This is a genomic window from Antarctobacter heliothermus (genome assembly GCF_002237555.1).
In the GTDB taxonomy this organism is placed as follows: Bacteria; Pseudomonadota; Alphaproteobacteria; order Rhodobacterales; family Rhodobacteraceae; genus Antarctobacter; species Antarctobacter heliothermus_B.
Window position 1 is genome coordinate 36,489 of the sequence record NZ_CP022543.1, and the last position, 19,666, is coordinate 56,154.

At 61.6% G+C, this 19,666-nt stretch carries 20 protein-coding genes and 1 pseudogene; 8 read left to right on the forward strand and 13 right to left on the reverse strand.

What is annotated here, in order from left to right:
• Positions 1–155: 155 nt before the first annotated feature.
• Together ANTHELSMS3_RS25195 and ANTHELSMS3_RS25200 are read left to right on the forward strand one after the other, a co-directional pair.
• Positions 156–1,196, forward strand: coding sequence for an LLM class flavin-dependent oxidoreductase (locus tag ANTHELSMS3_RS25195; RefSeq protein WP_157733670.1), 1,041 nt, complete (start codon positions 156–158; stop codon positions 1,194–1,196).
• Complete coding sequence (locus ANTHELSMS3_RS25200) at positions 1,193–1,900, forward strand: SDR family NAD(P)-dependent oxidoreductase (protein ID WP_094037768.1); 708 nt, start codon at positions 1,193–1,195, stop codon at positions 1,898–1,900. The genes ANTHELSMS3_RS25195 and ANTHELSMS3_RS25200 overlap by 4 nt, the downstream gene beginning before the upstream one ends.
• Positions 1,901–2,284: 384 nt before the next feature.
• Here ANTHELSMS3_RS25200 and ANTHELSMS3_RS25205 read toward each other — a convergent pair whose 3' ends face one another.
• Genes ANTHELSMS3_RS25205 through ANTHELSMS3_RS25220 form a run of 4 tightly spaced genes read right to left on the reverse strand, consistent with a single transcriptional unit; the run spans position 2,285 to position 6,200 of the window.
• Positions 2,285–3,316, reverse strand: a complete 1,032-nt coding sequence (locus ANTHELSMS3_RS25205) for an extracellular solute-binding protein (RefSeq protein WP_094037769.1) — start codon at positions 3,314–3,316, stop codon at positions 2,285–2,287.
• A gap of 41 nt (positions 3,317–3,357) precedes the next feature.
• Positions 3,358–4,140: an ABC transporter permease gene (locus ANTHELSMS3_RS25210; RefSeq protein WP_094037770.1), complete on the reverse strand. Its 783-nt coding sequence runs from the start codon at positions 4,138–4,140 to the stop codon at positions 3,358–3,360.
• A 1-nt stretch (position 4,141) separates the two neighbouring features.
• A complete protein-coding gene (locus tag ANTHELSMS3_RS25215; RefSeq protein ID WP_094037771.1) occupies positions 4,142–5,038 on the reverse strand; it encodes an ABC transporter permease in 897 nt (298 codons plus the stop codon).
• Between the two features lie 40 nt (positions 5,039–5,078).
• Positions 5,079–6,200 carry an ABC transporter ATP-binding protein gene (locus ANTHELSMS3_RS25220; protein ID WP_094037772.1) on the reverse strand — a complete coding sequence of 374 codons (1,122 nt, stop codon included), beginning with the start codon at positions 6,198–6,200 and terminating at the stop codon, positions 5,079–5,081.
• A 354-nt stretch (positions 6,201–6,554) separates the two neighbouring features.
• On the opposite strand from ANTHELSMS3_RS25220, the gene ANTHELSMS3_RS25225 reads away from it, so the two are divergent.
• From ANTHELSMS3_RS25225 to ANTHELSMS3_RS25245, 5 genes are read left to right on the forward strand one after another with little or no spacing between them, the layout of a single operon-like run.
• A complete protein-coding gene (locus ANTHELSMS3_RS25225; RefSeq protein ID WP_094037773.1) occupies positions 6,555–7,943 on the forward strand; it encodes a diaminopimelate decarboxylase family protein in 1,389 nt (462 codons plus the stop codon).
• Positions 7,940–9,358 (forward strand): diaminopimelate decarboxylase family protein, encoded by a 1,419-nt coding sequence (locus ANTHELSMS3_RS25230; RefSeq protein ID WP_094037774.1) that lies wholly within the window; start codon positions 7,940–7,942, stop codon positions 9,356–9,358. The genes ANTHELSMS3_RS25225 and ANTHELSMS3_RS25230 overlap by 4 nt, the downstream gene beginning before the upstream one ends.
• A gap of 3 nt (positions 9,359–9,361) precedes the next feature.
• Complete coding sequence (locus ANTHELSMS3_RS25235; RefSeq protein WP_094037775.1) at positions 9,362–9,592, forward strand: hypothetical protein; 231 nt, start codon at positions 9,362–9,364, stop codon at positions 9,590–9,592.
• Positions 9,589–10,659, forward strand: coding sequence for a class I SAM-dependent methyltransferase (locus tag ANTHELSMS3_RS25240; RefSeq protein WP_094037776.1), 1,071 nt, complete (start codon positions 9,589–9,591; stop codon positions 10,657–10,659). Before ANTHELSMS3_RS25235 ends, ANTHELSMS3_RS25240 begins: the two co-directional genes overlap by 4 nt.
• Positions 10,656–11,507 (forward strand): alpha/beta fold hydrolase, encoded by an 852-nt coding sequence (locus ANTHELSMS3_RS25245; protein ID WP_094037777.1) that lies wholly within the window; start codon positions 10,656–10,658, stop codon positions 11,505–11,507. The genes ANTHELSMS3_RS25240 and ANTHELSMS3_RS25245 overlap by 4 nt, the downstream gene beginning before the upstream one ends.
• A gap of 47 nt (positions 11,508–11,554) precedes the next feature.
• On the opposite strand, the gene ANTHELSMS3_RS25250 is transcribed toward ANTHELSMS3_RS25245, so the two are convergent.
• The 3 genes from ANTHELSMS3_RS25250 to ANTHELSMS3_RS25260 are packed head-to-tail and all read right to left on the reverse strand — an operon-like array spanning position 11,555 to position 13,260.
• Entirely contained in the window at positions 11,555–11,752 is a 198-nt protein-coding gene (locus ANTHELSMS3_RS25250) for a DDE-type integrase/transposase/recombinase (RefSeq protein ID WP_094037778.1), read from the reverse strand.
• A gap of 24 nt (positions 11,753–11,776) precedes the next feature.
• Positions 11,777–12,373 (reverse strand): SMC-Scp complex subunit ScpB, encoded by a 597-nt coding sequence (scpB, locus tag ANTHELSMS3_RS25255; protein WP_094037779.1) that lies wholly within the window; start codon positions 12,371–12,373, stop codon positions 11,777–11,779.
• Positions 12,374–12,375: 2 nt separating this feature from the next.
• Positions 12,376–13,260 carry a DUF1403 family protein gene (locus tag ANTHELSMS3_RS25260; protein ID WP_094037780.1) on the reverse strand — a complete coding sequence of 295 codons (885 nt, stop codon included), beginning with the start codon at positions 13,258–13,260 and terminating at the stop codon, positions 12,376–12,378.
• A gap of 125 nt (positions 13,261–13,385) precedes the next feature.
• Here ANTHELSMS3_RS25260 and ANTHELSMS3_RS25265 point away from each other — a divergent pair, with 125 nt between their 5' ends.
• Positions 13,386–14,483 (forward strand): tyrosine-type recombinase/integrase, encoded by a 1,098-nt coding sequence (locus tag ANTHELSMS3_RS25265; protein ID WP_094037781.1) that lies wholly within the window; start codon positions 13,386–13,388, stop codon positions 14,481–14,483.
• 6 nt (positions 14,484–14,489) lie between these two features.
• Here ANTHELSMS3_RS25265 and ANTHELSMS3_RS25270 read toward each other — a convergent pair whose 3' ends face one another.
• From ANTHELSMS3_RS25270 to ANTHELSMS3_RS25295, 6 genes and pseudogenes are all read right to left on the reverse strand, one after another.
• Positions 14,490–14,825, reverse strand: a complete 336-nt coding sequence (locus ANTHELSMS3_RS25270) for a type II toxin-antitoxin system RelE/ParE family toxin (protein WP_094037782.1) — start codon at positions 14,823–14,825, stop codon at positions 14,490–14,492.
• Positions 14,822–15,067, reverse strand: coding sequence for a type II toxin-antitoxin system ParD family antitoxin (locus ANTHELSMS3_RS25275; protein ID WP_094037783.1), 246 nt, complete (start codon positions 15,065–15,067; stop codon positions 14,822–14,824). Before ANTHELSMS3_RS25275 ends, ANTHELSMS3_RS25270 begins: the two co-directional genes overlap by 4 nt.
• Before the next feature lie 55 nt (positions 15,068–15,122).
• Positions 15,123–16,403, reverse strand: a complete 1,281-nt coding sequence (gene repC / locus ANTHELSMS3_RS25280) for a plasmid replication protein RepC (protein WP_094037784.1) — start codon at positions 16,401–16,403, stop codon at positions 15,123–15,125.
• Between the two features lie 226 nt (positions 16,404–16,629).
• A complete protein-coding gene (locus tag ANTHELSMS3_RS25285; RefSeq protein ID WP_094037785.1) occupies positions 16,630–17,652 on the reverse strand; it encodes a ParB N-terminal domain-containing protein in 1,023 nt (340 codons plus the stop codon).
• A complete protein-coding gene (locus ANTHELSMS3_RS25290) occupies positions 17,649–19,004 on the reverse strand; it encodes a ParA family protein (protein ID WP_198319986.1) in 1,356 nt (451 codons plus the stop codon). Before ANTHELSMS3_RS25290 ends, ANTHELSMS3_RS25285 begins: the two co-directional genes overlap by 4 nt.
• Positions 19,005–19,213: 209 nt before the next feature.
• Positions 19,214–19,552, reverse strand: a pseudogene (locus ANTHELSMS3_RS25295) (DUF736 family protein).
• Positions 19,553–19,666 lie beyond the last annotated feature (114 nt).

The window sequence follows — 19,666 nt, forward strand, 5'->3', positions numbered from 1 at the left end:
AATTTCGTGCATATGTTCATTTTTGTTGACACTATGATGAATGCCCCGGCAGATTGCGCCCGACAGTTCGCGTGGTGGTTTCACTTCCCTTTCGCTCCGCCTGCGCACCCTCCGTGCCGATCGAGTCGGCCAAGAACGTCAGAAGGAACCCCGTGATGAAATATGGTATCTGGGCCCCCTTGCCCCATGTCGTGCGCCACGAACCGCGCATGGCTGCCGCGGTCAGCGACTTGCAGACCATTGGCAAAGGACAAGGCATGGCCGACGCGTCCTTCGAATTCGTCGTGGACGTAATCCGCCGCGCGGAGGATTTTGGCTTTGACGTCACGCTGATAGCCGAACGGCTGCAAGGCCCGGACCTGGAAAGCTGGGTGCTGGCCTCGGCGCTGGCACAGCGGACCTCGGCAATCAGGCTGATGGTCGCCGCCCATGCAGGTGTCGTGACGCCGCAAATGGTCGCTAAGATGGGGGCATCGCTGGATCGGGTCAGTGGCGGGCGCTTTTGCCTGAACGTCATTGGCGGCTGGTGGAAGGAAGAGATTGATCTGTTCGGCAACGGCAACTGGCTGGATGACCCGGCCGAACGTGGTGCGCGGCTGACCGAGTTCGTCGATGTCATGCGAGGGCTCTGGAGCAACGAAAATTTCCGTTTCGACGGCACCTACTACAGGGTGAACGAAGGCAGCCTGCCCATCCGCCCGGTGCGGCCGGGTGGGCCGGAGTTGTATGCCGCCGGTCGGTCCGAGGCCAGTCGCGACATGTCCGCCAGCCGCTGCGACACTTGGTTCGCTGGCGTGACCGAAGGTCGTGACGCCTTCGAGGAAAACCTTGCCGGTCTTCGTGACGATGTTGCAGCGATGCAGGCCCGCGCCAAGGGCCATGGCCGGAAGCTGGGCGTGGGTTTGAGCGCCCATGTCATCTGCCGCCCCACCATGGCCGAGGCCCTGCGTGAGGCCGAGGCACTGGAGGAATACGGCCAACGTGATCGCATTGCCAGCATCGCAGCGCGCGCCCTCGCCCCCGGCCTTGTGGGCACACCCGAATTGCTGGCCGAACGAATTCGCGCCTACGAGGCGGCAGGCGTCGATCTGCTCATGTTGCGGTTCTCTCCAATGCTGGAAGAGCTCGAGGTTTTTGGGAACACCGTCCTGCCGCTGGTGCCGCCAAAGAGTGCCTCCGCCGGGAACGTGTCATGAATGCTACTGAAACGGCGTGCCACGCAGTGGTGACGGGCAGCTCATCGGGGATCGGTCTGGCAGTCAGCACTGCACTTCTGAATGCGGGCTGGCGCGTAACTGGACTGGACCGCGCCGCCCCCGCACTGTCGCACGAAGGTTTCGCTGCCCGGCAACTGGACCTGCTGGACGATGACGCGCTGGAAACCACGCTGGCTGAACTGGAAGGCGTCACCGGAATCGTCCATTCAGCCGGTATCGTGCGGACCGGACGGATCGACGAGGCCCGCCGAGCAGAGGCCGACGGCATGTGGGCGCTTCATGTTGGCGTGGCCATGACCCTTGGTCGCGTCCTTGCTCCGCGCTTGCCGGACGGGCGCGGACGGATCGTCGCCTTGTCCAGCCGTGGTGCACTGGGTCGGCCGGGTCGCGGTGCCTATGCAGCCACGAAAGCGGCTCTGAACGGTTTGGTGCGCAGCTGGGCGCTGGAGCTCGCCCCGCGCGGGATCACCGCCAACCTCGTGGCGCCAGGTGCGACGGACACACCGATGCTTACCGATCCTTCCCGAGGCGAACCCGCCGTCGTGCAGAACCCTATAGGCCGTGTGATCCGCCCCGAAGAAGTCGCGGCAACCGTTGCCTTCCTGCTGAGCCCGCCCGCCGGAGCGATCACGGGGCAGGTTCTGCACGTCTGCGGTGGCTCATCGCTTGTCGCACCCAGCTGACGGCCTGCAACTTCCCGGCCTGCAGTGGCAGGATGACGGGCAACGCGAGCGGGATTATCAGGCGTTGATCAAACCTAGATTTCGATGGTCTTGCCAACTGGAAAACTCATGATTTCCCGTGTTGTTCCATGAGCTTGTACAACGCGGCGCGCAAGGTTGATTCCGGGATGTGGCGCTGAAACTCAAGCTGCACGCGTTTGCCGCGCCGCCGCATCTGTACGCTGCCCTGTTCATCACTCGGGTTAAAGACCCTGTCGACAGCGTTGCGGGTGCGGGGCGGCCTGGCCGCGTCCTGTTCACCTCAGGAGGTGGCCGGCCAGCACCCCAGCGCTCGCTTCCCGGTGCCGAGAAGGGCACCGGGACGGAGGCTGTATTAGTTGTGGGTCAGCCGATCTCGCGGACCCAGAGGTCGACCAATTCATCCTTTTGCGGCAGGATAACGTTCCAATCCATCTCGCGGATGCCGTTAACCGTCTCCGCGCCCATAAGGAGCTTGGAGTCGAGTTCTGCTGGGGCCTCGACCTTGCTGTTGGTGGGGCTGTAAAGGCCCTTGAGAAACTTCGACTGGTACTCCGCGCCAAGCGCGTTGTTTACCCAAGCGATCGCGCCCTCGACGTTCTGGCAGGTCTTCGGGATCTGGTATCCGGTGCGCTGACCCCACAGGCCCTCCTTCGGCGTCGCGCGCGCCAGATTCAGGCCCGAGTCGATCAACTGCTGGCCACGGTGGCTGTAGAACAGCGCGGCGTCGACTTCCTGTTGCTGGAACATGCTGCGGCCTTCGGACACGTTCTTGTAGACCTTGAACTTCTTCAGGCTCTTGATCGCCTCGATCCCGGGCTTGAGATTGGTGGCGCTGCCGCCGTGCAGTACCGCTGCGATATAGAGGAAGGTCAGGCCATAGGCCTGCGAGATATGCGGAACGCCGACAACGATGTCATTGGTCCAAAGGTCCATCCAGGACTCGACGGTCGGCAGCTTCGACTTGTCGTGCACCAGCGCATACTGATAGACGATCGCGCCATAGTTCGCGGTCTGAGGCGGCAGCGAGCTGCCATAGACATCCATGGCATTGGGCATCTTCGAGGACTGGTCGTCCAGCCAAAGATGCTGGCCCTGGAAGGCAATCGGGTTGTCGAGCGTAACCACGTCATAGACCGGGCGGTCCCGTGCAACGATCAGCTTTGGCAGCATCTGCACGTCGTCCTCGACGGTGAATACCACCTCGATGTTATGCTTGGCTTCGAAGTCGGGGATGACCTCTTGGCGCAGGATTTCCTCGTAAGCGCCGCCGAAGCACTGGAATTGCAGCCTGGATTTCGCCTGCGCGATGGCAGGGGTCGAAAGCAGCGGCAGGGCGGTGGCGCCAAGCGCACCGCCCAGGAACGTGCGGCGGTTGAAATCGAATGTGGAAGACATGGCAGGAAAACTCCGTTTTTTGAGAGGGAAGGGAAGATTCGTCACTTGGCAAAGGCACGGTCGATCCCGAAGACCCGCTGCAGAAGGGCCACCAGCACGAAGGCCGAGAGGATCAGGATGGTGGAAATCGCCGCAATCACGGGTTCCACCGAGAATTCGATATAGGTGAAGATCCGGATCGGCAGCGGCATGATCTCGGGGTTGCTGAAGAAGATCGACATCGTCACCTCGTCGAAGCTGACGATGAAGACGAAGGCCAGTCCAGCGCAGATCGACGGCACGATGGATGGCAGCAGCACCCGGAACAGCACCCGCGTGCGGCTGGCCCCAAGGCTTTCGGCCGCCTCTAAAATCGAGTTCGGCACACTTTCCAGCCCTGCGGCCACGGTGCGGATGAAGAACGGCACGGTGATCAGGATATGTCCGATGACGATACCGACCAGCGGCGCGTCGAGGCCCGAGGCATAATAGATCTGCAGCAGCGCGATGCCCGACACGATGGCTGGCAGGGTCAACGGTGCCATGACCATGCTGCGCAGGATTGTCTGCGCCCGGGTCGAGCCCATCCGTAGCCCAAGAGCAGTGGGGATGCCAATCAGCGCGGCACCGGCCATGGTGGCAACCGCGATCATCAGGCTGTCGAACAGCGCGTCAATGAAGCCGCCGGCCGACATCGCCTCGACATACCAGTGCAAGGTGAAACCGCGCGGCGGGAAGGTCACGAAGTCGGTCGTGGTGAAGGAGCTTCCGACGATGATCAGCAGCGGCGCGACCAAGAAGACGATCGAAAGTAGGGCGATCACGGATATGATGCGGCGGACCATCTCATTTCTCCCGGAACAGAAAGCCGTGCAGCATGATCACGGCGAAGTTCAGAGCCAGCAGCACGAAGACAAGGGCCGCCCCGACGGGCCAGTTCATCGAGAAGGTGAACTTCTGGTAGATGATCGTGCTGATCGTCGAGAAGCGGTTCCCCCCCAGAAGCTGCGGCGTCACGAAGGCACTGATGACGGTGCAGAACACCAGCAGGCTGCCCGCGCCGATCCCTTGCATGCACAATGGAATATGCACCCGGACCAGCATCTTCAGCGTACTGGCCCCCAGGCTTTCGCCGGCTTCGAACAGGCCCTTGTCCAGTTTCTCCATCACGCTGACAAGGCTCAGGACCATCAGCGGCAGGCTGAGGTGGACAAGGCCGATGGCCACCGAGATGAAGTTGCCGTTGATCGGTAGCGGCGTGTCGATCAGCCCGATCGAGGACAGCACCTTGTTGATCACCCCGTTGTCGCCCAACAGCACCAGCCAAGCGTAGGTGCGCACCACCACGTTCACCAGCAGCGGCGTCATTGTCAGGATCAGCAGGACCGACTTGGCCGTCTTGCCTGCGGCCACGATCCGCATCGCCAGAGGATAGCCCATCAGCAACGAGACCAGCGTGACGAACAGCCCCAGCCCGATCGTCTGGGCCAGCAAGCCCAGGTAGTAGCCGTCGGTCAGGATACCGACATAGTTCTGCAGTCCCAGATCGGGCACATAAAGCAGGGACGAGCTGTAGCGGGTCAGGCTCAGCCAGAAGATGTAGCAATAGGGGATCAGCAGGAAGAGCGCATAAAAGGTCGTGATGGGCGACATCAGGGTCGACATCCGACCGCGGGGCGGCAGTCGCATCCCGTCCGCGCGACGCGGGCGACTGGCTGTTTGCGGTTGGGTGGCCATGGTCATGGGATAATCCGAGGGTTAGTGCGTTGGGCCGGGGCCGGTCTCAGTCGTCGGGCAGCCAAGTTCCGCCGCCGGGAGCCGCGGCCAGCCGGACAGAATCTCCGACATCGAAGTCACCCAGCCGGTTGATCGGCAGCTGCGCGCGCAGTTGCAGCTCGCCACAGGCGATCAGCAGGTCGAGCGCCATGCCGTTCGGGCGGATTGAGACCACCCGATAGGGCGTAGCCTCGGGCGTCGTCGTCACTTCCAGATGGTGCGCAGGAAGCAGCAGCTTGGCGCGCGCCCGGTCGACACCGGTCGGGGCCTTCGCCCCGGCTGTAAATCCGCCGGGAAGTTGAACGGACCAGCGGTCACCGTCGGCGCGAACCTCGCCCGACAACAGGTTGCCGGCGTCGATGAACTTTCCGACCCAGGCGGTCGCGGGGCGGGCGAACAGCTCGTAGGGCGTTGCGATTTGCTGGATCCGGCCGTCGCGCATGACGACGATGCGGTCCGCCATCGCCACGGCCTCGTCCTGGTCGTGGGTGACGAAGATCGCGGTGATACCAAGGCTGCGCTGAAGCTCTTTCAGTTCGAACTGCATCCGGCTGCGCAATTGCTTGTCGAGCGCGCCAAGCGGTTCGTCGAGCAGCAGAAGCGATGGTTCGAAGGCGATTGCGCGGGCCAGCGCGACGCGCTGTTGTTGCCCGCCGGACAGCTCGCGCGGGCGACGATCCGCAAATTCGGCCAGCCGCACCTTGTCGAGCGCCGCCAAGGAACGCGTGTCGATCTCGCTTGTCGACAGTCGCCGGCATTCCAGTCCGAACCCGACATTTTTACGCACCGTCATGTGAGGGAATAGCGCGTAGTTCTGGAACACGATGCCAATGTTGCGCTGGCGCGGCTGCAGATCTGCCACATCCTTGCCATTGAGGACGATGCGGCCTTCTTGCGGCAGATTGAACCCGGCGATTGAGCGCAACAAGGACGTCTTTCCGCAGCCCGAGGGCCCGAGCAGAGCGACAAACTCGCGTGCGCAGACATCAAGGTTGATCTCGTCCAGCGCCGTCACATCGCCATAGCGTAGCCCGACGTTCTCGATCTTTAGCATTTCGGGTGACGCCAAGCTGTTGACTCCCTGCGGTTTCAATTTCGTGTCCGTCATCTGGTTTCGTTCATCAAACATCTTCACTGCTCAGGCTCTGTCGGGGTGGGGCAGGGGCCGTGCCCCCACGAAGGAAACCGTCGTGTTGCGTTCAGTCTAAGGGCAGAGATCGCAATTCTGTCAACACTTTTTGATCTCACATCCCTTGCCGAGGTGAAATTTTCCACAAAATGGCGAATTTCCGCAATTTTTGGCTCCGAGATTCCGTCGCTTCTCGGCAAAAAGGCAGTTTCTGTAAAAAGTGTTGACATAACGGGGGTGCGGCTCGATATTCCAGGTGTCCGCCAGTGGCGCGGACGCGCGCAGAAACTGCGAGGCCGAGTTGGTCGAACTTACTCCCCCCAAGCCGGACAGCCCCGGCCCCACGAGGCAGTCATGCAAGAAACAGAACCGAACTGGCTGGCTGGTATCGGCGGACGCCCAGATGGCATGGCCATTGACGAGACAGGCCAGCTGAGGCTTGGCGGAATATCCGCAGACAGGTTGGTTCGGGAGCATGGGTCACCGCTTTACGTCACGCTCGAGCAGGTGATCCGCGACAACGTTCGTCGCCTTCAGCGGGCCCTCGACCTTCACTGGCCAACCGGCGCCGAGCTTTTCTATGCGATCAAGACAAACAACTGTCTCGCCATACGCTCCATCCTAACTTCGGAAGGTGTCGGCGGTGAGTGTTTCGGCGATGTCGAATACCGTGCAACCCACGAGTCTGGCGTCCCAACGGACCGCATCCTTCTGAATGGCAGTGACAAAACCGAGCGGGCGCTGACTGCGGCCGTCGCGGGCAATTCAGTGATCAACATTGACAGCCTGGACGAGATAGACGTCCTGTCGCGTCTGGCCGTGCCAGAGTCGCCGGTGCGGGTTAACATTCGGCTGCGTCTTGCACCACTCGGGCTGGATCGCTTCGATGCCAGCTTCTTCAAGAACGGCGGCACCGCGAGTGAAAGCTTGCTGGCCGCCAAGTGGGGCTTCTCCGAGGATGCCGCGGCAGAAGTTGTCGCGAGGCTCCTGTGTGATCCCAAGTTCGATCTTCTTGGCTATTCCAGCCATGTGGGCCGGTTCACCAGTGATCCTGCTGCCTTTGGGGTTGTCGGAGAAGAAATTGCTCGGTTCGCGATGGCCCTGCGTGGTCGCACCGGGTTCTGGCCCCGCGTGCTGGACCTCGGCGGCGGCTGGCCTCGCCTGCGCGAGCCGGAGTCGCGTGTGCCGTCCGCCAACACCCACGACATAGATGCCTATGTGGCTGCCATGACCACAGCCCTTCGGGACGGTCTCGATGGTAAACTGCCTTGTCTGTGGCTGGAGCCAGGCCGCTACCTGGTCGGCAACGCAGTCGTGTTGCTGGGGGCTGTCACGACGATCAGGTCAGAGGCCGACCGTCGCTGGGTTCACGTGGACGCAAGCACCAACCTTCTGATGCGGATCGAGACAAGCCGCAGCTGGTATCACATCCTTCCTGCCTCCTGCATGACTGCGCCGGTCACGGGCAAGGCCACCATCGTCGGTCCGACCTGCGTTCCCTCGGTCCTGGGGGCGGATCGCCCGATGCCGAATCTGCAACGCGGAGACGTGGTCGCCATCCCCGATGCTGGCATGTATGCCGAGGTGCTGGCGCCGCAGTTCAACGGGATGCCGAGGCCGGCAGGCGTGATGGTCGCACCGGATGGCGGCGTCGACCTGGTGCGCCGACGCGAGGCCTACGATGAAATTTTCCGCAATCACGTTGTTCCCGAACGCCTTGCCGCAGGCGGTCCCCTGACATGAGTCGCGTTGTGAAGACCGGGGCTGAAACCCTTGCCGATGTTGAGATATTCAGTGATCGCCTGACGGCGAGGACCGACGGTATACTCGATATCGGTGGAGTTGCTGCGACTGAACTGCTTGGGCGCTTCGGCTCGCCCCTAGTGGTTGGCGTAGAAGAGACGCTGCTTGCAAACTTCGATCGGATCCGTGCGGCCTTTGCCTCGGCATGGCCTGGCTCCAGCGGGATACTTTACGCGATCAAGAGCAACAACACCCTCGCTTTTCGCCACCTCCTGTCACGCGCTGGCGCGGGTGGCGATTGTTTCGGCATGGGTGAGCTGCTGGCGACTTTGGACAGCGGCGCAGACCCGGCGCGCGTCGCCCTGAACGGCAGCGACAAGAGCGCCGAGCTGATCCGGGTCGCGGTCGCGCGCGGGGTGACGATCAACATCGACGACGCCGACGAGGTCGACATGATCGCCGATGGGGCGTCGCAGACAGGACGTCGGGCCCGCGTGAACCTGCGCCTGAAAGTCCTGCCCGAGGCTCTGGGCCCGTTCATGGGTGGGTCGACCCAACGACACGGCCAAGGCATCGCCTCGGCCAAACGTGCCAAGTGGGGTCTGAGTCCCGAAGCCGCAACCGACATTGCCAAACGGCTGCTACGGATGCCCGGGATCGACCTGGCGGGGTTCTCGGTTCACATCGGTCACCTGTCGAACCGCCCCGAGGCGTTTGCCGCCATTGCGGCAGAATTCGGGGCTGCGGTCCTGCAAATCTGCACCGTTCTTAGCCTGCGGCCCCGCATTCTGGACCTGGGCGGCGGCTGGGCGCGCGAACGTGAGCCGGAACAGCGTGGTGCCCCGATCGACTGGGTAAGCGTCGAGGAACAAGCGAATGCCGCCTGCGATGCACTGATCGGTGCGTTGGGGCCCTTGGCAGATCCGGCCATGGGCCCTCTGCCCGCGCTATGGGTCGAACCAGGGCGATATATCAGCGGCAACGCCGAAGTCCTGCTGACCACTGTCGGGTCAGTCAAAGAGGACTGCGGCTATCTCTGGGTGAACGTCGATATCAGCACGAACGACCTCATGAGAATAGAAACCGGCGCCTTCACCTATGAAATTCTGCCTGCGAACCGAATGCATGATGCTCCGACCTCGTCGCAAGAGATCGTTGGCAGTACCTGCTTCCGCTCGGTGATCGGCGCGGGACGGACCTTGCCCCGTCTGCGGCGTGGGGATGTGCTCGCTGTGCTCGACGCAGGGATGTATGCCGAGGTCTTTTCCACGCAGTTCAACAGCGTACCACGTCCGGCCGCAGTTCTGATCGACCCGGACGGAGAGGTCGAAGTGATGCGCGTGCGGGAAACGCAGGACGATGTCTTTGCAAGCCACCGCGTCCCGGACCGCTTGAAACGAGAAGAAAAGGAGTAGACGATGACAGACGTATCCGCCCGGTCCATCTCGGATCCGATAACAGAGAAGCTGCTGGAGAGCCTAGTGGCGCTCGCAGCCGAGGTCAGTGTTCTGCGCGACCGCGTCGCAGCACTCGAAGCGCGGGCGGAGGGAAACAGTCTGCCCGCCAGTGCCGAAAGCGCCGAGCACTTCGTGACGGCCGTCTTTGGCGGCATGGCCTCAATGGCCCCTAGAACCGGAGCAGACACATGACCGCCAATAGCCAGTCGTTCGCCCCGGTGCCGGATGCGCAAACCGCTTCCTATCAGGCGTTTATCGGGGCCTTCCGCAAGCTGTGGGCCGGGCCGATCTATCGCGAACTGCGGCAGCAGGCCGGCGCGCTGCCTGACCAATCGCCCGAGGCGTATGACCGCTACGAAGCCCGGCTTGCGCAGTTGCCGATCCACCAGCTGTTCGGCTGGCTCGAACACAACCTGCAACTGATGAAATACCGCGGCGCCCACGGCGTCGTCCCGATGGTGGAAGGCCAGCGGCAGGCGCTGGAGCAGGCGCTTTTGCAACCCGTCCCCGACGGCATGTTGACCCTGTCCGAAGACATGGCGCTGCCCGACTACTACAAGCTGACGGATTTTCACCATCACCCGGGCGGTCTGCGCGAAGACCCGCTGGCCGGCATCGTCTATCGCACCAGCGCCGGGGCTGCGGGTGGAGTCGTGGGACGGGCCGGTCTGCATCGTCTATTCGCCAACCACGTCACCCGCGACCGAGGCTTCGACCGCGTGCTGGATATCGGCTGTGGATTCGGGCGCAGCACCCTGGCCTTCGCCGGAACCGGCAGCGACACTCGCGCCGTCGGGATCGACCTGTCCGCCGGCTGCCTTCGACTGGCCGCGCATCTCGGCGCGGAGATCGCCGGGAAGGACCGCGTCCGTTATCTGCAAGCGGATGGGGCCTCGGTGCCGCAGGAGGACGCCGGTTTTGACCTCGTGACCTCGACCATGCTGCTGCACGAGCTGTCCGCCGACGCCATCCGCGACATGACGGCCGAGGCATTCCGCCTGCTGCAACCCGGCGGAGAGGTGGCGCATCTGGACTTCCTTCCGCCCGACGACAACTTCCTGCGCGCGCTGTTCCTAGGCCATTCGGACCGCAATGCAGAACCCCACATGCGCGACCTCGCCGCGATTGACCTGCCCACCGAATTCCAGAAGGCGGGCTTCGCCGACATCTCGATCACGCCGTTCGACGAGACCGGCGGCGAGACCGGTGATGGCTGGCGTCTGCCTTGGGTGGTGATCCGCGCAAGGAAACCGCAATGAACGCCGCAACGCCGGTCCGGCGCGGCTTTGTTGATGTATCGGGCGGACAGATGCACTATCGCCACGCCGGGCCCTCAGGTACCGGGGCCGACCGCCCCCCGCTGATCGTGCTGCATCCCTCGCCCGGCTCCAGTCTGATGATGGCGCCATTCATCCGCGCCATGGCCTGTTACCTGTCGGTCTATGCCTTCGACACGCGCGGCAACGGCGATTCCGACCCGCTGCCCGGCAAACCGGCGATCCCCGATTTCGCGGCCGCAACATGGGAGGCGATCGACACCCTGGGCCTTGGCACCGTCAACCTCCTCGGGACCCACACCGGTGCCAGTATCGCCACCGAGGCCGCCAACCAGCACCCCGAGCGCGTGTCTGGCCTGATCATCGACAACATGGGGCTGTGGTCGGATAGTAAGAAGACCACCCATTTCGAGAAGAACTCGCCGAAGGTCGAGCCCGACGCGATGGGCAGCCAACTGAACTGGGCCTGGCACTATTGCCGCGACCAATACCTGTTCTCGCCTTGGTATGACCCGACGCAGGCAAACCGCCGCAACATCGACCTGCCCGAGCCGCAGGTCCTGCATGAATTCGTTGTTGAGGTGCTGAAAGCCTTAGGCACCTACCACATGTCCTATTCGGCCGCCGCAGTCTTCGACAAGCGCGCGGCGCTGGCAAAAGTCTCGGTTCGCACGCTGGTCAGTTCGAACCTGCGCGACCCTCTCATGGTCCACCTGGACGAGCTTCACACCTACGTACCTGGATCGGTTCGCGAGGTCGTGGGGGATCTGGAAACCGAGGACGGCGCCGAGGAGGCAGCCAAGTTATATGCGGCTTTCCTGAACGCCTGATACGGGTCCGTTGCATAAACTTGGTCGCCGATCTCGAAGTTTCCGAACTATCCCTTGCGGGTGACGCGGAAGGTTTCGATGCCAGTTAGGGCGGCGTTGGCACCGGCCAGGGTTCGGAACCCGCGGATGGGTCTCAACCGCTGCTTTAGCGCGGCATGGTCGCTGTCGATGCGGTTGTTGAAATACTTGCGTTCGACATGACGGATTGCACCGTATGGCCCCCGCCTTTTGTTGATTTCGCCGATGGCCTCGCCAGCCCGCCACCATTCCTATGACCCGCCGTCCAGACCTGCGTCCTCCAAATGCTCCCGGTCGGGCAAATCTGCAAGTGACTCAAGTCCGAACGCCACCAGGAACATCTCAGTCGTCACAAAAGTATAGGGGGCGCCGCGCCGGGGCGACCTTGGCCCGGTGCCGATCAACTCGCGCGCATGTAGCCGTCCGATCAGGTCGCGGCTGATCTCTTTGCCAAAGATGTCCTTGAGCCCGTCGCGGGTGATCGGCTGGTGGTAGGCGATGGCGGCCAGGACGGCGACGTCGAATTCGTTCAGGTCCTGCAGCTGATCCCCGACATCCGCCGCGGCGCGGATTGCCGGCGCGTAGGCGGGGCGCGTGCGGAACATCCAACCGTCGGCGACCTTGGCAATCTCGAACGCCCGCCCCTCCAGATCGGCGGTGAGGTCCTCAACTAGCAGGTCAACCGAGGCCCCCTGCCCCACCACACGGGCCAAATCCTCGCGCGGCACCGGTGAAGCCGAAGCAAAGAGCACCGCCTCGATCCGCCGCATCCATTCGCGCCACCGCAACTTCGGAGGCAGGTCAGGCAACTCACGGTCCAACTCCGGCTCGGAGCGATCCTTCGCCATCTCTACACCCCGTAGAGACGGAAGGTGTCCCGCCCGGTCAGTTCACGCACCGCACCGAGATCGACCAGCCGGTCGCAGAGCCGCCGCGCGGCGCGATCCGGCAGGGGCAGCGCGGCCGGCGCGACAGCATCGCGGGTCAGGAACATCTCGACCGCGTCGCCCGCCCCCTTGGCCCGAAGCTTTGGCGCGACCGCTTTTAAATGTGCAGCCCGACGTGCGAGGTCGGCGGCCTGCCGAACGGCCTCGATCACCGAGGAGATGAGTGCCCGATGACAGGCCAGCCGCAGCTCATCGCCGCGCTTGCGCCGGTCGGCGCGTTTCACGCCCGTGGCCATAAGTGGCAGGATAAAACTCCAACCCAGCGCCTGCGCCAATGCCGCGTCCGCGAGGATCAGCGCCGAGGTCTCCGCACGGGGCGCTTCGGCTAGCACCCTCTCCAGCACCATTGCGGCTCGGCTGACCGGTGCGCCCTGCCCTTCATCGAGCCACGCCGCAATCTGGCCCGGATCAAGTGTTGGCAAAGCCCGACCCAGCGCCTTGACCGATACCGACCGCGCCACCGCGCGCCGCCATGCCATGTAGATTTCGCCCGCCGGTCCGGGCAGATCACCCGGGCGCAACAGGTGGGCAGCGTCGCGCAGCTCCCCTGCCCTTTCCGGACGCCCGGAGACTACGACACAGGCCTCCGCTGCGCGTAGCGCAAGCCTCTCTCGCAACAAGGATTGGGGGACGTCCTCGTGGCCCAACACAACATGCAGGTGGTTCAGCGCAGCGCCCGATAAAAACGCCACATCTTCAAGGGTTTCAGCGCGCACGGAGGTTACCCAGGCGGGCATCCGGGGTAGCATCTCTGGGTCGCGAGTGTGGTCCGGGCGGGCAAATGTCATGCCTGAAGCCTACGCTACTGCGGCGCTTTGTGCCAGATAATAGCGCACAAACCGCCGCACAGTGTCGTTTGCTAATATGTCCAATAAGTTTGCATTATCAGACATCGAAAGTTAATCTCCGCGACATGTCAGAAAACACCGGGAAATCGCGCTCAGCGGCGCCAAATGGGTCTCCACTCCACGAGGACGACGAGAGAGAGCAGCCTGACGGGGCGGCCTTGTGTCCTCCTTCCGATGTGGCGGGTTCAGGCGCGCTCGACCGGCTGGTGGACACCGCGCGCGATTATGCCCGCGCTGCGGCATCTGAGAACACGCTGAAAGCCTACGCCAAGGACTGGGCGCATTTTGCCCGCTGGTGCCGGATGAAGGGCGCCGAGCCCCTGCCCCCCTCGCCCGAGATGATCGGGTTGTACCTCGCTGACCTCGCCTCCGGGACGGGCCCCTCTCCTGCCCTGTCGGTCAGCACGATTGACCGCCGACTGTCCGGGTTGGTCTGGAACTATGTGCAGCGCGGGTTCACCCTCGATCGCAAGACCCGCCATATCGCGACGGTGCTGGCCGGGATCAGGCGAAAGCATGCGCGCCCACCGGTCCAGAAGGCGGCAATCCTGGCCGAGGATATCCTCGCGATGGTCGCGACGCTACCCTATGACCTGCGTGGGCTGCGGGATCGCGCGATCCTTCTCCTTGGATACACCGGGGGTCTGCGCCGTTCCGAAATCGTATGTCTGGACGTGCATAAGGATGACACGCCGGACTCTGGCGGCTGGATCGAGATGTTCGACAAAGGCGCCCTGCTCACGCTGAATGCCAAGACCGGCTGGCGCGAGGTCGAGATTGGCCGTGGATCCAAAGATCAGACCTGCCCCGTGCATGCGCTTGAGCAATGGTTGAACTTCGCAAAGATCGACTTCGGCCCGATCTTTGTCGGCACATCGCGGGATGGCAAACGCGCCGCCGAGACGCGGCTGAACGACAAGCATGTCGCGCGGCTGATCAAACGCACGGTTCTGGACGCTGGCATCCGATCCGATCTGCCTGAGAAAGAACGTCTGGCGCTGTTCTCTGGCCACTCGCTGCGCGCCGGTCTTGCCAGTTCCGCCGAGGTCGACGAGCGCTATGTCCAGAAACAGCTTGGCCATGCCTCGGCCGAAATGACCCGCCGCTATCAGCGCCGACGGGATCGGTTCCGCGTGAACCTGACCAAGGCCGCGGGCCTGTGACGTGGATCAGGTGTCTTCGGACATCACGGCCGAAAGTGAGGCAACATGGCGAGAGAGATCGCTGCGGGAATGGAGGATATCCACGATGATGATCTCGTCCGATTGATCCAGAAAAACCAGGAAATGCTCCCCAGCCCTTATGAACCGCAGGTCTTCGACATCATCAACGAGAGCTGCGCAACTCCGACTATAGGCTTGGCCATTCAGGATACTTTCACAGCGGTTGAGCAATTCGGCCTCGTAAAGCTCTGCTTGGCGCAGCCCGAAAGTTTCGATCGTCCATCTGGCGATTTCAGTGAGGCTGGCCTCCGCACGACGGGTCAGCCGGAAGGATCGGCTCATGAACGCGCGCGCGCAGTCGCAAAGGCCCTACGAACCGCATCTTTGCCGCTGCCCTCAGCAAGATCCCCCGCCAGACCTTCGAGAAGCCCTTGGCGGATGCTCGTGATCTGCGCCTCTTCCTGCTCGAGCAGCCTCAGGCCAGCGCGCATGGCTTCACTCACATTCTGGTAGCGCCCGGACGCTACCAGTGCTTGCACCAGACGGTCTTGGGTTTCGGTCAGGACAACGTTGCGTGTCACCATGGGTCAGGTCTCCTTTATTGGCAATATATGCCAACGCCACTTATTGATCAATACGTCATGCCGCCTGCCCACTGAGCCTACCATAGAAGCTGCGCTCGAGATGCAGCTCCCCTGCCCCGGCTTTTTCGACCATGCCGCGCAGGTATCCACCCGGCGAGGACACCTCTCCCGCGCTGTGCTTTTCGAAGACAAGCGCAAACGCGGCCGTGGCCACCTGGGTGCCCATTCGGTCCTGCGCCACGTTCCAGGCATGTTCCGAGATCCCGATCATCGGCCTGAGTTGACCGGCAACCCGGTGCAGATCGCCCCAATCCTTTAGGAACCCGCCCATATTGCGCGCCCAGGATGCGAACTCCGGACAGGCCTGCATGATTGTCGGCAGGTCAAGCGCCGTCCGTTTCTTGCGCACCTCGGTCACCCAGTCTTCCAGCTCCCTGTCAACCCGCTCTTCGGCTGGACCTTTGGGCACCACACCCGCCGCTTCCTCTTTTTCAGAGGAATTACTAGATACAGGATTAAGTTGATTTGTAGTTAGTATATGAGGTTCAGAAATGACCTCCCTGGGGTTCATTTCTTGAGACTTCTTCATGGCTTGGACGTCTTTGTCATCAGTGTTTTCCACAGGTTCTGTCGCAACAGTCGCCTTGAGATAAGCCGCCTCGACCCGTTCCTGAAGCTCCTTGAACCACAACAGTAGTCGTTCCAACTGCTCAGAGCCGTCATGGCGACGTGGAAGCCGGTCCAGAAGCTCCTCAAAGAACCCCGTGAATTGCCTCCAGGGCCCACGCAGAGCGCTGCTGAGAGCTGCCTCGATCCGCGCACGGATCATCCGGCGCGCCACAGTGATCTGGCGCTTCAGGCGCTGGCAGAGCTCGCGCTCGGCCTGCAACTCGGTATGAAGCTCCTCGAACTCCTCAACACGGGCTGAAAGCGGCGACAGGTCGAAGCCATAAGCCTCGACGATGCGGCCCTCGGTGTCCCTGCGGCCCCACCGCTTGCCATTGGGACTATCCTGGAAGGAGATCACGCCGATCTCAGCAAGACGCCGCGCGTGGCGCTTGAGCGCGGAGAGCGAGAACCCCGTCTGCCCCATCAGATAAGCGTTCGACGCCCAGACGATCGGACGCTGCCCCTCTTCCCAGTCCTGGGCCTGGGTAAACGCCCCGAGCGTGTCGAGGAGCATCATGTCGCCGGCCTTCAAGCCGATATGTGCCCCCACGCGCTTGAGCGCGACAAATGCTCGTGTTTTGGGTACTGCTACCCGTTCACCGGCTTGGGCAAGTTGCTCAGCAACCCCAAGACCCGGTGTTGGCTTGCGCCAACCTGTATGTTTCATGCCTGTATCTCACCTCCAGTTATGTGGAGGCAAAAGAAAGCCGTTCGCTCAGAAGCGTTCGTCGTTGACAGTGATTTCTGGGAGACCTATCTTGAAGGCGACCAAACCATTAAGATCAGCTCTCAGGCCACACCGCTTGGGGGCTTTTCTTTTGCCTTTACTTCACTTTTTGTCCCTCTTTGCTCGTCGCCTCATCTTTGTTGAGAATATTCCGCTGACATTGTCGTCAGTCGGTGTCCTTTTCCGAGCCTTCGGCGCTCAAGTAGTCGGCGACTAGATCTCCGAGCTTCTCAAGACGCTCTTGGTCAATCGGCATACCTGCAACCTTGATGGATAAGTTGCCACCGATTGAAGTCGCCGAAAGATTGCGGTTGCCCACCTTGCGTTTGACCGTGAGCTTACGGGGCTTTGCCTTTGGTTTGGGCTTAGGTTTGCTCACCCTTTCCAAGCTCGCTAAGGCTGCTTGCAAGTCGCGAAAACTCATGTCGTAGACATTCTTGAACGCGTTCAAGATTTCATCCTGCGCGGCGAACACAGACCTTGCCCGCGAGACTAAGCTCTCATGCACGCCAATTTTCTTTGCGAAGGCCACAGCTGTCAGCTTTGCTTCGCCAGAAGCAAAGGTTTCATACATTTCACCAATCGAAACCAGCCGCTCAAATGGGCTAAGATTCTCGCGCTCCTCATTCTCGCGGAACCGCAGAAACAACATCTCAAACTTGCTGTTCTCGGCGTCTCGCGCGACAGGCGAAGCTAGGATTGCACGAAGAGGTAAACCCAGCTCCGACGCGGCAGCCAGTCGGCGGCGTCCTGTAAGCATCACAAATGGAACGCCAGAGACGTTCGACGGCTCCAACGGATCCGGCTGCCAATCCGGATCCTTGGGCCACACCAGAATGGGGGTGTCCTGCCCATTCGACGCAATGCTGCTTACCAGAGACCTGAATGCTTCCTGAGACATCCAGTCTTGACGGCGGTCAGTCCCCATCGGATCTGAGATCTGGTCTGGCGACAGACTTATCTCGTGGCGGCCTTTTAGGATATCCGAACAAAGCTCGGCTCTGCTTCGCTCCACTGCGGCTTGCGACTGTGCAAGCGCCCCTGATTTCCAAGCGCTGCCGGCCCCCTTGAAAGGAGTGGAGACAGCATCACTCGGTTCTGCCCGGCCTTCGGGACCCGGCGTGCGCTCCATGGATGCTTCAGGGTTGGTAGCCTTGCTGACCAACGACCTAGGAATACTGCGTTTCATGCCTCGCCCTCGCCGTCATCTTCATAGAATTCGTCCATCCATGTATCAGCGTAGCCGCGTTCTAGTCCTGGCCAGAGCCGCGATACTATGGCGTCATTCACGGCATCGGCATTCGTGATGAACCGGTTGATCCCCTTGCGCTTTCCCGGCGTGTCCGGCTCATACTCGTATACGGACTGATAGACGTCTGACGCATTCGAGATCGCGTCGGAACGCAGATAAAAAACTGGCAGAATTTCCGTGGGGCAATGTTCCAGCAGGTTTCCGATGTGGTTGAGATCCTGCGCATTGGATCGTTGAACGATCGTAGGCAACAGCATGTTTGCACCGGTTCCGATTTCGATTCGTTCATGGGCCAGAATGTGCTGAAGCATCCCCAGCAGGCCGGTCACAAAGGTCGACAGCGTTGCGATGTCGAACCCCTTCATGGTTTGCGGGATGACCAGCGAAGTCGAAGCAATCACGTTATTCAGCTGAAAAAGTGTTAACGCAGGTTGATAGTCGATAATGATTACGTCGAGGGTCTCGGACAGCGCAGCATCCAGCCGCTGCTGATCGACCTTGCCCTCGATTACCAATTCGTTGGGCAGCGTCTTTGGCGGGTGGCCGGCCTTCCACCGATCAATGGCATCGCGCAGGTAGCGATAGAAGCTCTTTCCGGCGGGGGCCTCGCGCACAAGGCGCGCAATCTGGATCTCACCCTCAGACGTTTCGCCATGAGCCGGCAGCAGACGCAGCCCCGGCCACGAGGTCTTGAGAAAGAAACTGTCGAGCGTCTGCGCATCGTGATCGGTGTATGGCGCATCTTCCGACTGGAAGAGGCCGGCAAAGTCCACCATAGAAGCGGTGTTTTCGTCGGGCATCTGTGGAAGTCCTTCCCCCCCGACAAAGTAGAGAGTTATCGTGCTTTGCGGGTCTGCGTCCATGACACCAACGCGCATCCCGTAATGCAAACTGAGATACTGCGCAAAATGCGCTGCGCTCAGGCTTTTGGCGGTGCCGCCTTTCTGGCTGGCAAACGAGATGACGGGTAAGGGGGCGTCGGTCTTGCGCCAGGCTAGGTAGTCGTAGGGCCGCTTTGCCGAGGCCGCCAGAAGGGCCCGCATATGCATCAATTCGGAAAGCGTGAAAACGCGCTCTCTTCCAACATATTCGCCCGCAGGAAAGTCGTCGCTCGAATTGGCGAACTTGGTGAGATACTGAATACTAACGTTCAGAAACCTTGCGCACTGGCGCATTGACCACGTGCGTTTGATGCGCTGACGCAAGGTGAGTTCCTTGTTCACTGCCACCATCGTGCGCTCAAGCCCACGTGACAGGTCCGTCAAAAACTGTTCTAGACTACCGCTCATTCCTAAGCCCTGACTTCGGTTGGGTCCGAGTTCGACTCGATTCTGTTTCGATGGTAGCACGGTTTTGGAGGAAAGATAAAGATACCACGCGCCTACAGGTTTCAGGCGCTTATTTAGAAGCTCCGCGACCCCAAAAGCTCCAATCTTGAACGCGTTCAAGATTGGAGCTTTGATGGGCCAATCCGCAGGGAGACGACCAGCCTTAGCCATCAAGCGGCGTCTTTGGAATCCCAGGGGATAACCGCCTGCGGGGACAGATCGGCCTGGTTCGCGGCCTTGCCGAGGTTGGCGTTGAAACCGTGGTCGCGGATGGTCAGCATGTAGTAGACGGCGCCGGTCTCCTTGTTCTGCTTCTTCCAGATGCAGCCGCATTCGACCAGCTTGCCGCGTGGGGAGCGGCCGAGGACGCGGTGCGTGGGGGCCATCGGGTTCGCGCTTGCGACAGGTTCGACCGTGATGTCGAGGGCGAAGGTCAGGGTCGAGATAGAGCCGACGCCCTTGGCGGTTTAGATGTCGGCGCAAGTGAATTTGATGCAGTTTGTGGTCATTGCTCTTCTCCTTGTTTGCGTTGCAATGATGGTCACCTTGCAGCTGGCCAAGGCCCAATCGCACCGAAGGCGGAGCGGAGAGGGGCAGGCGTCGGTCTTTTTGCCTCGCTAGGA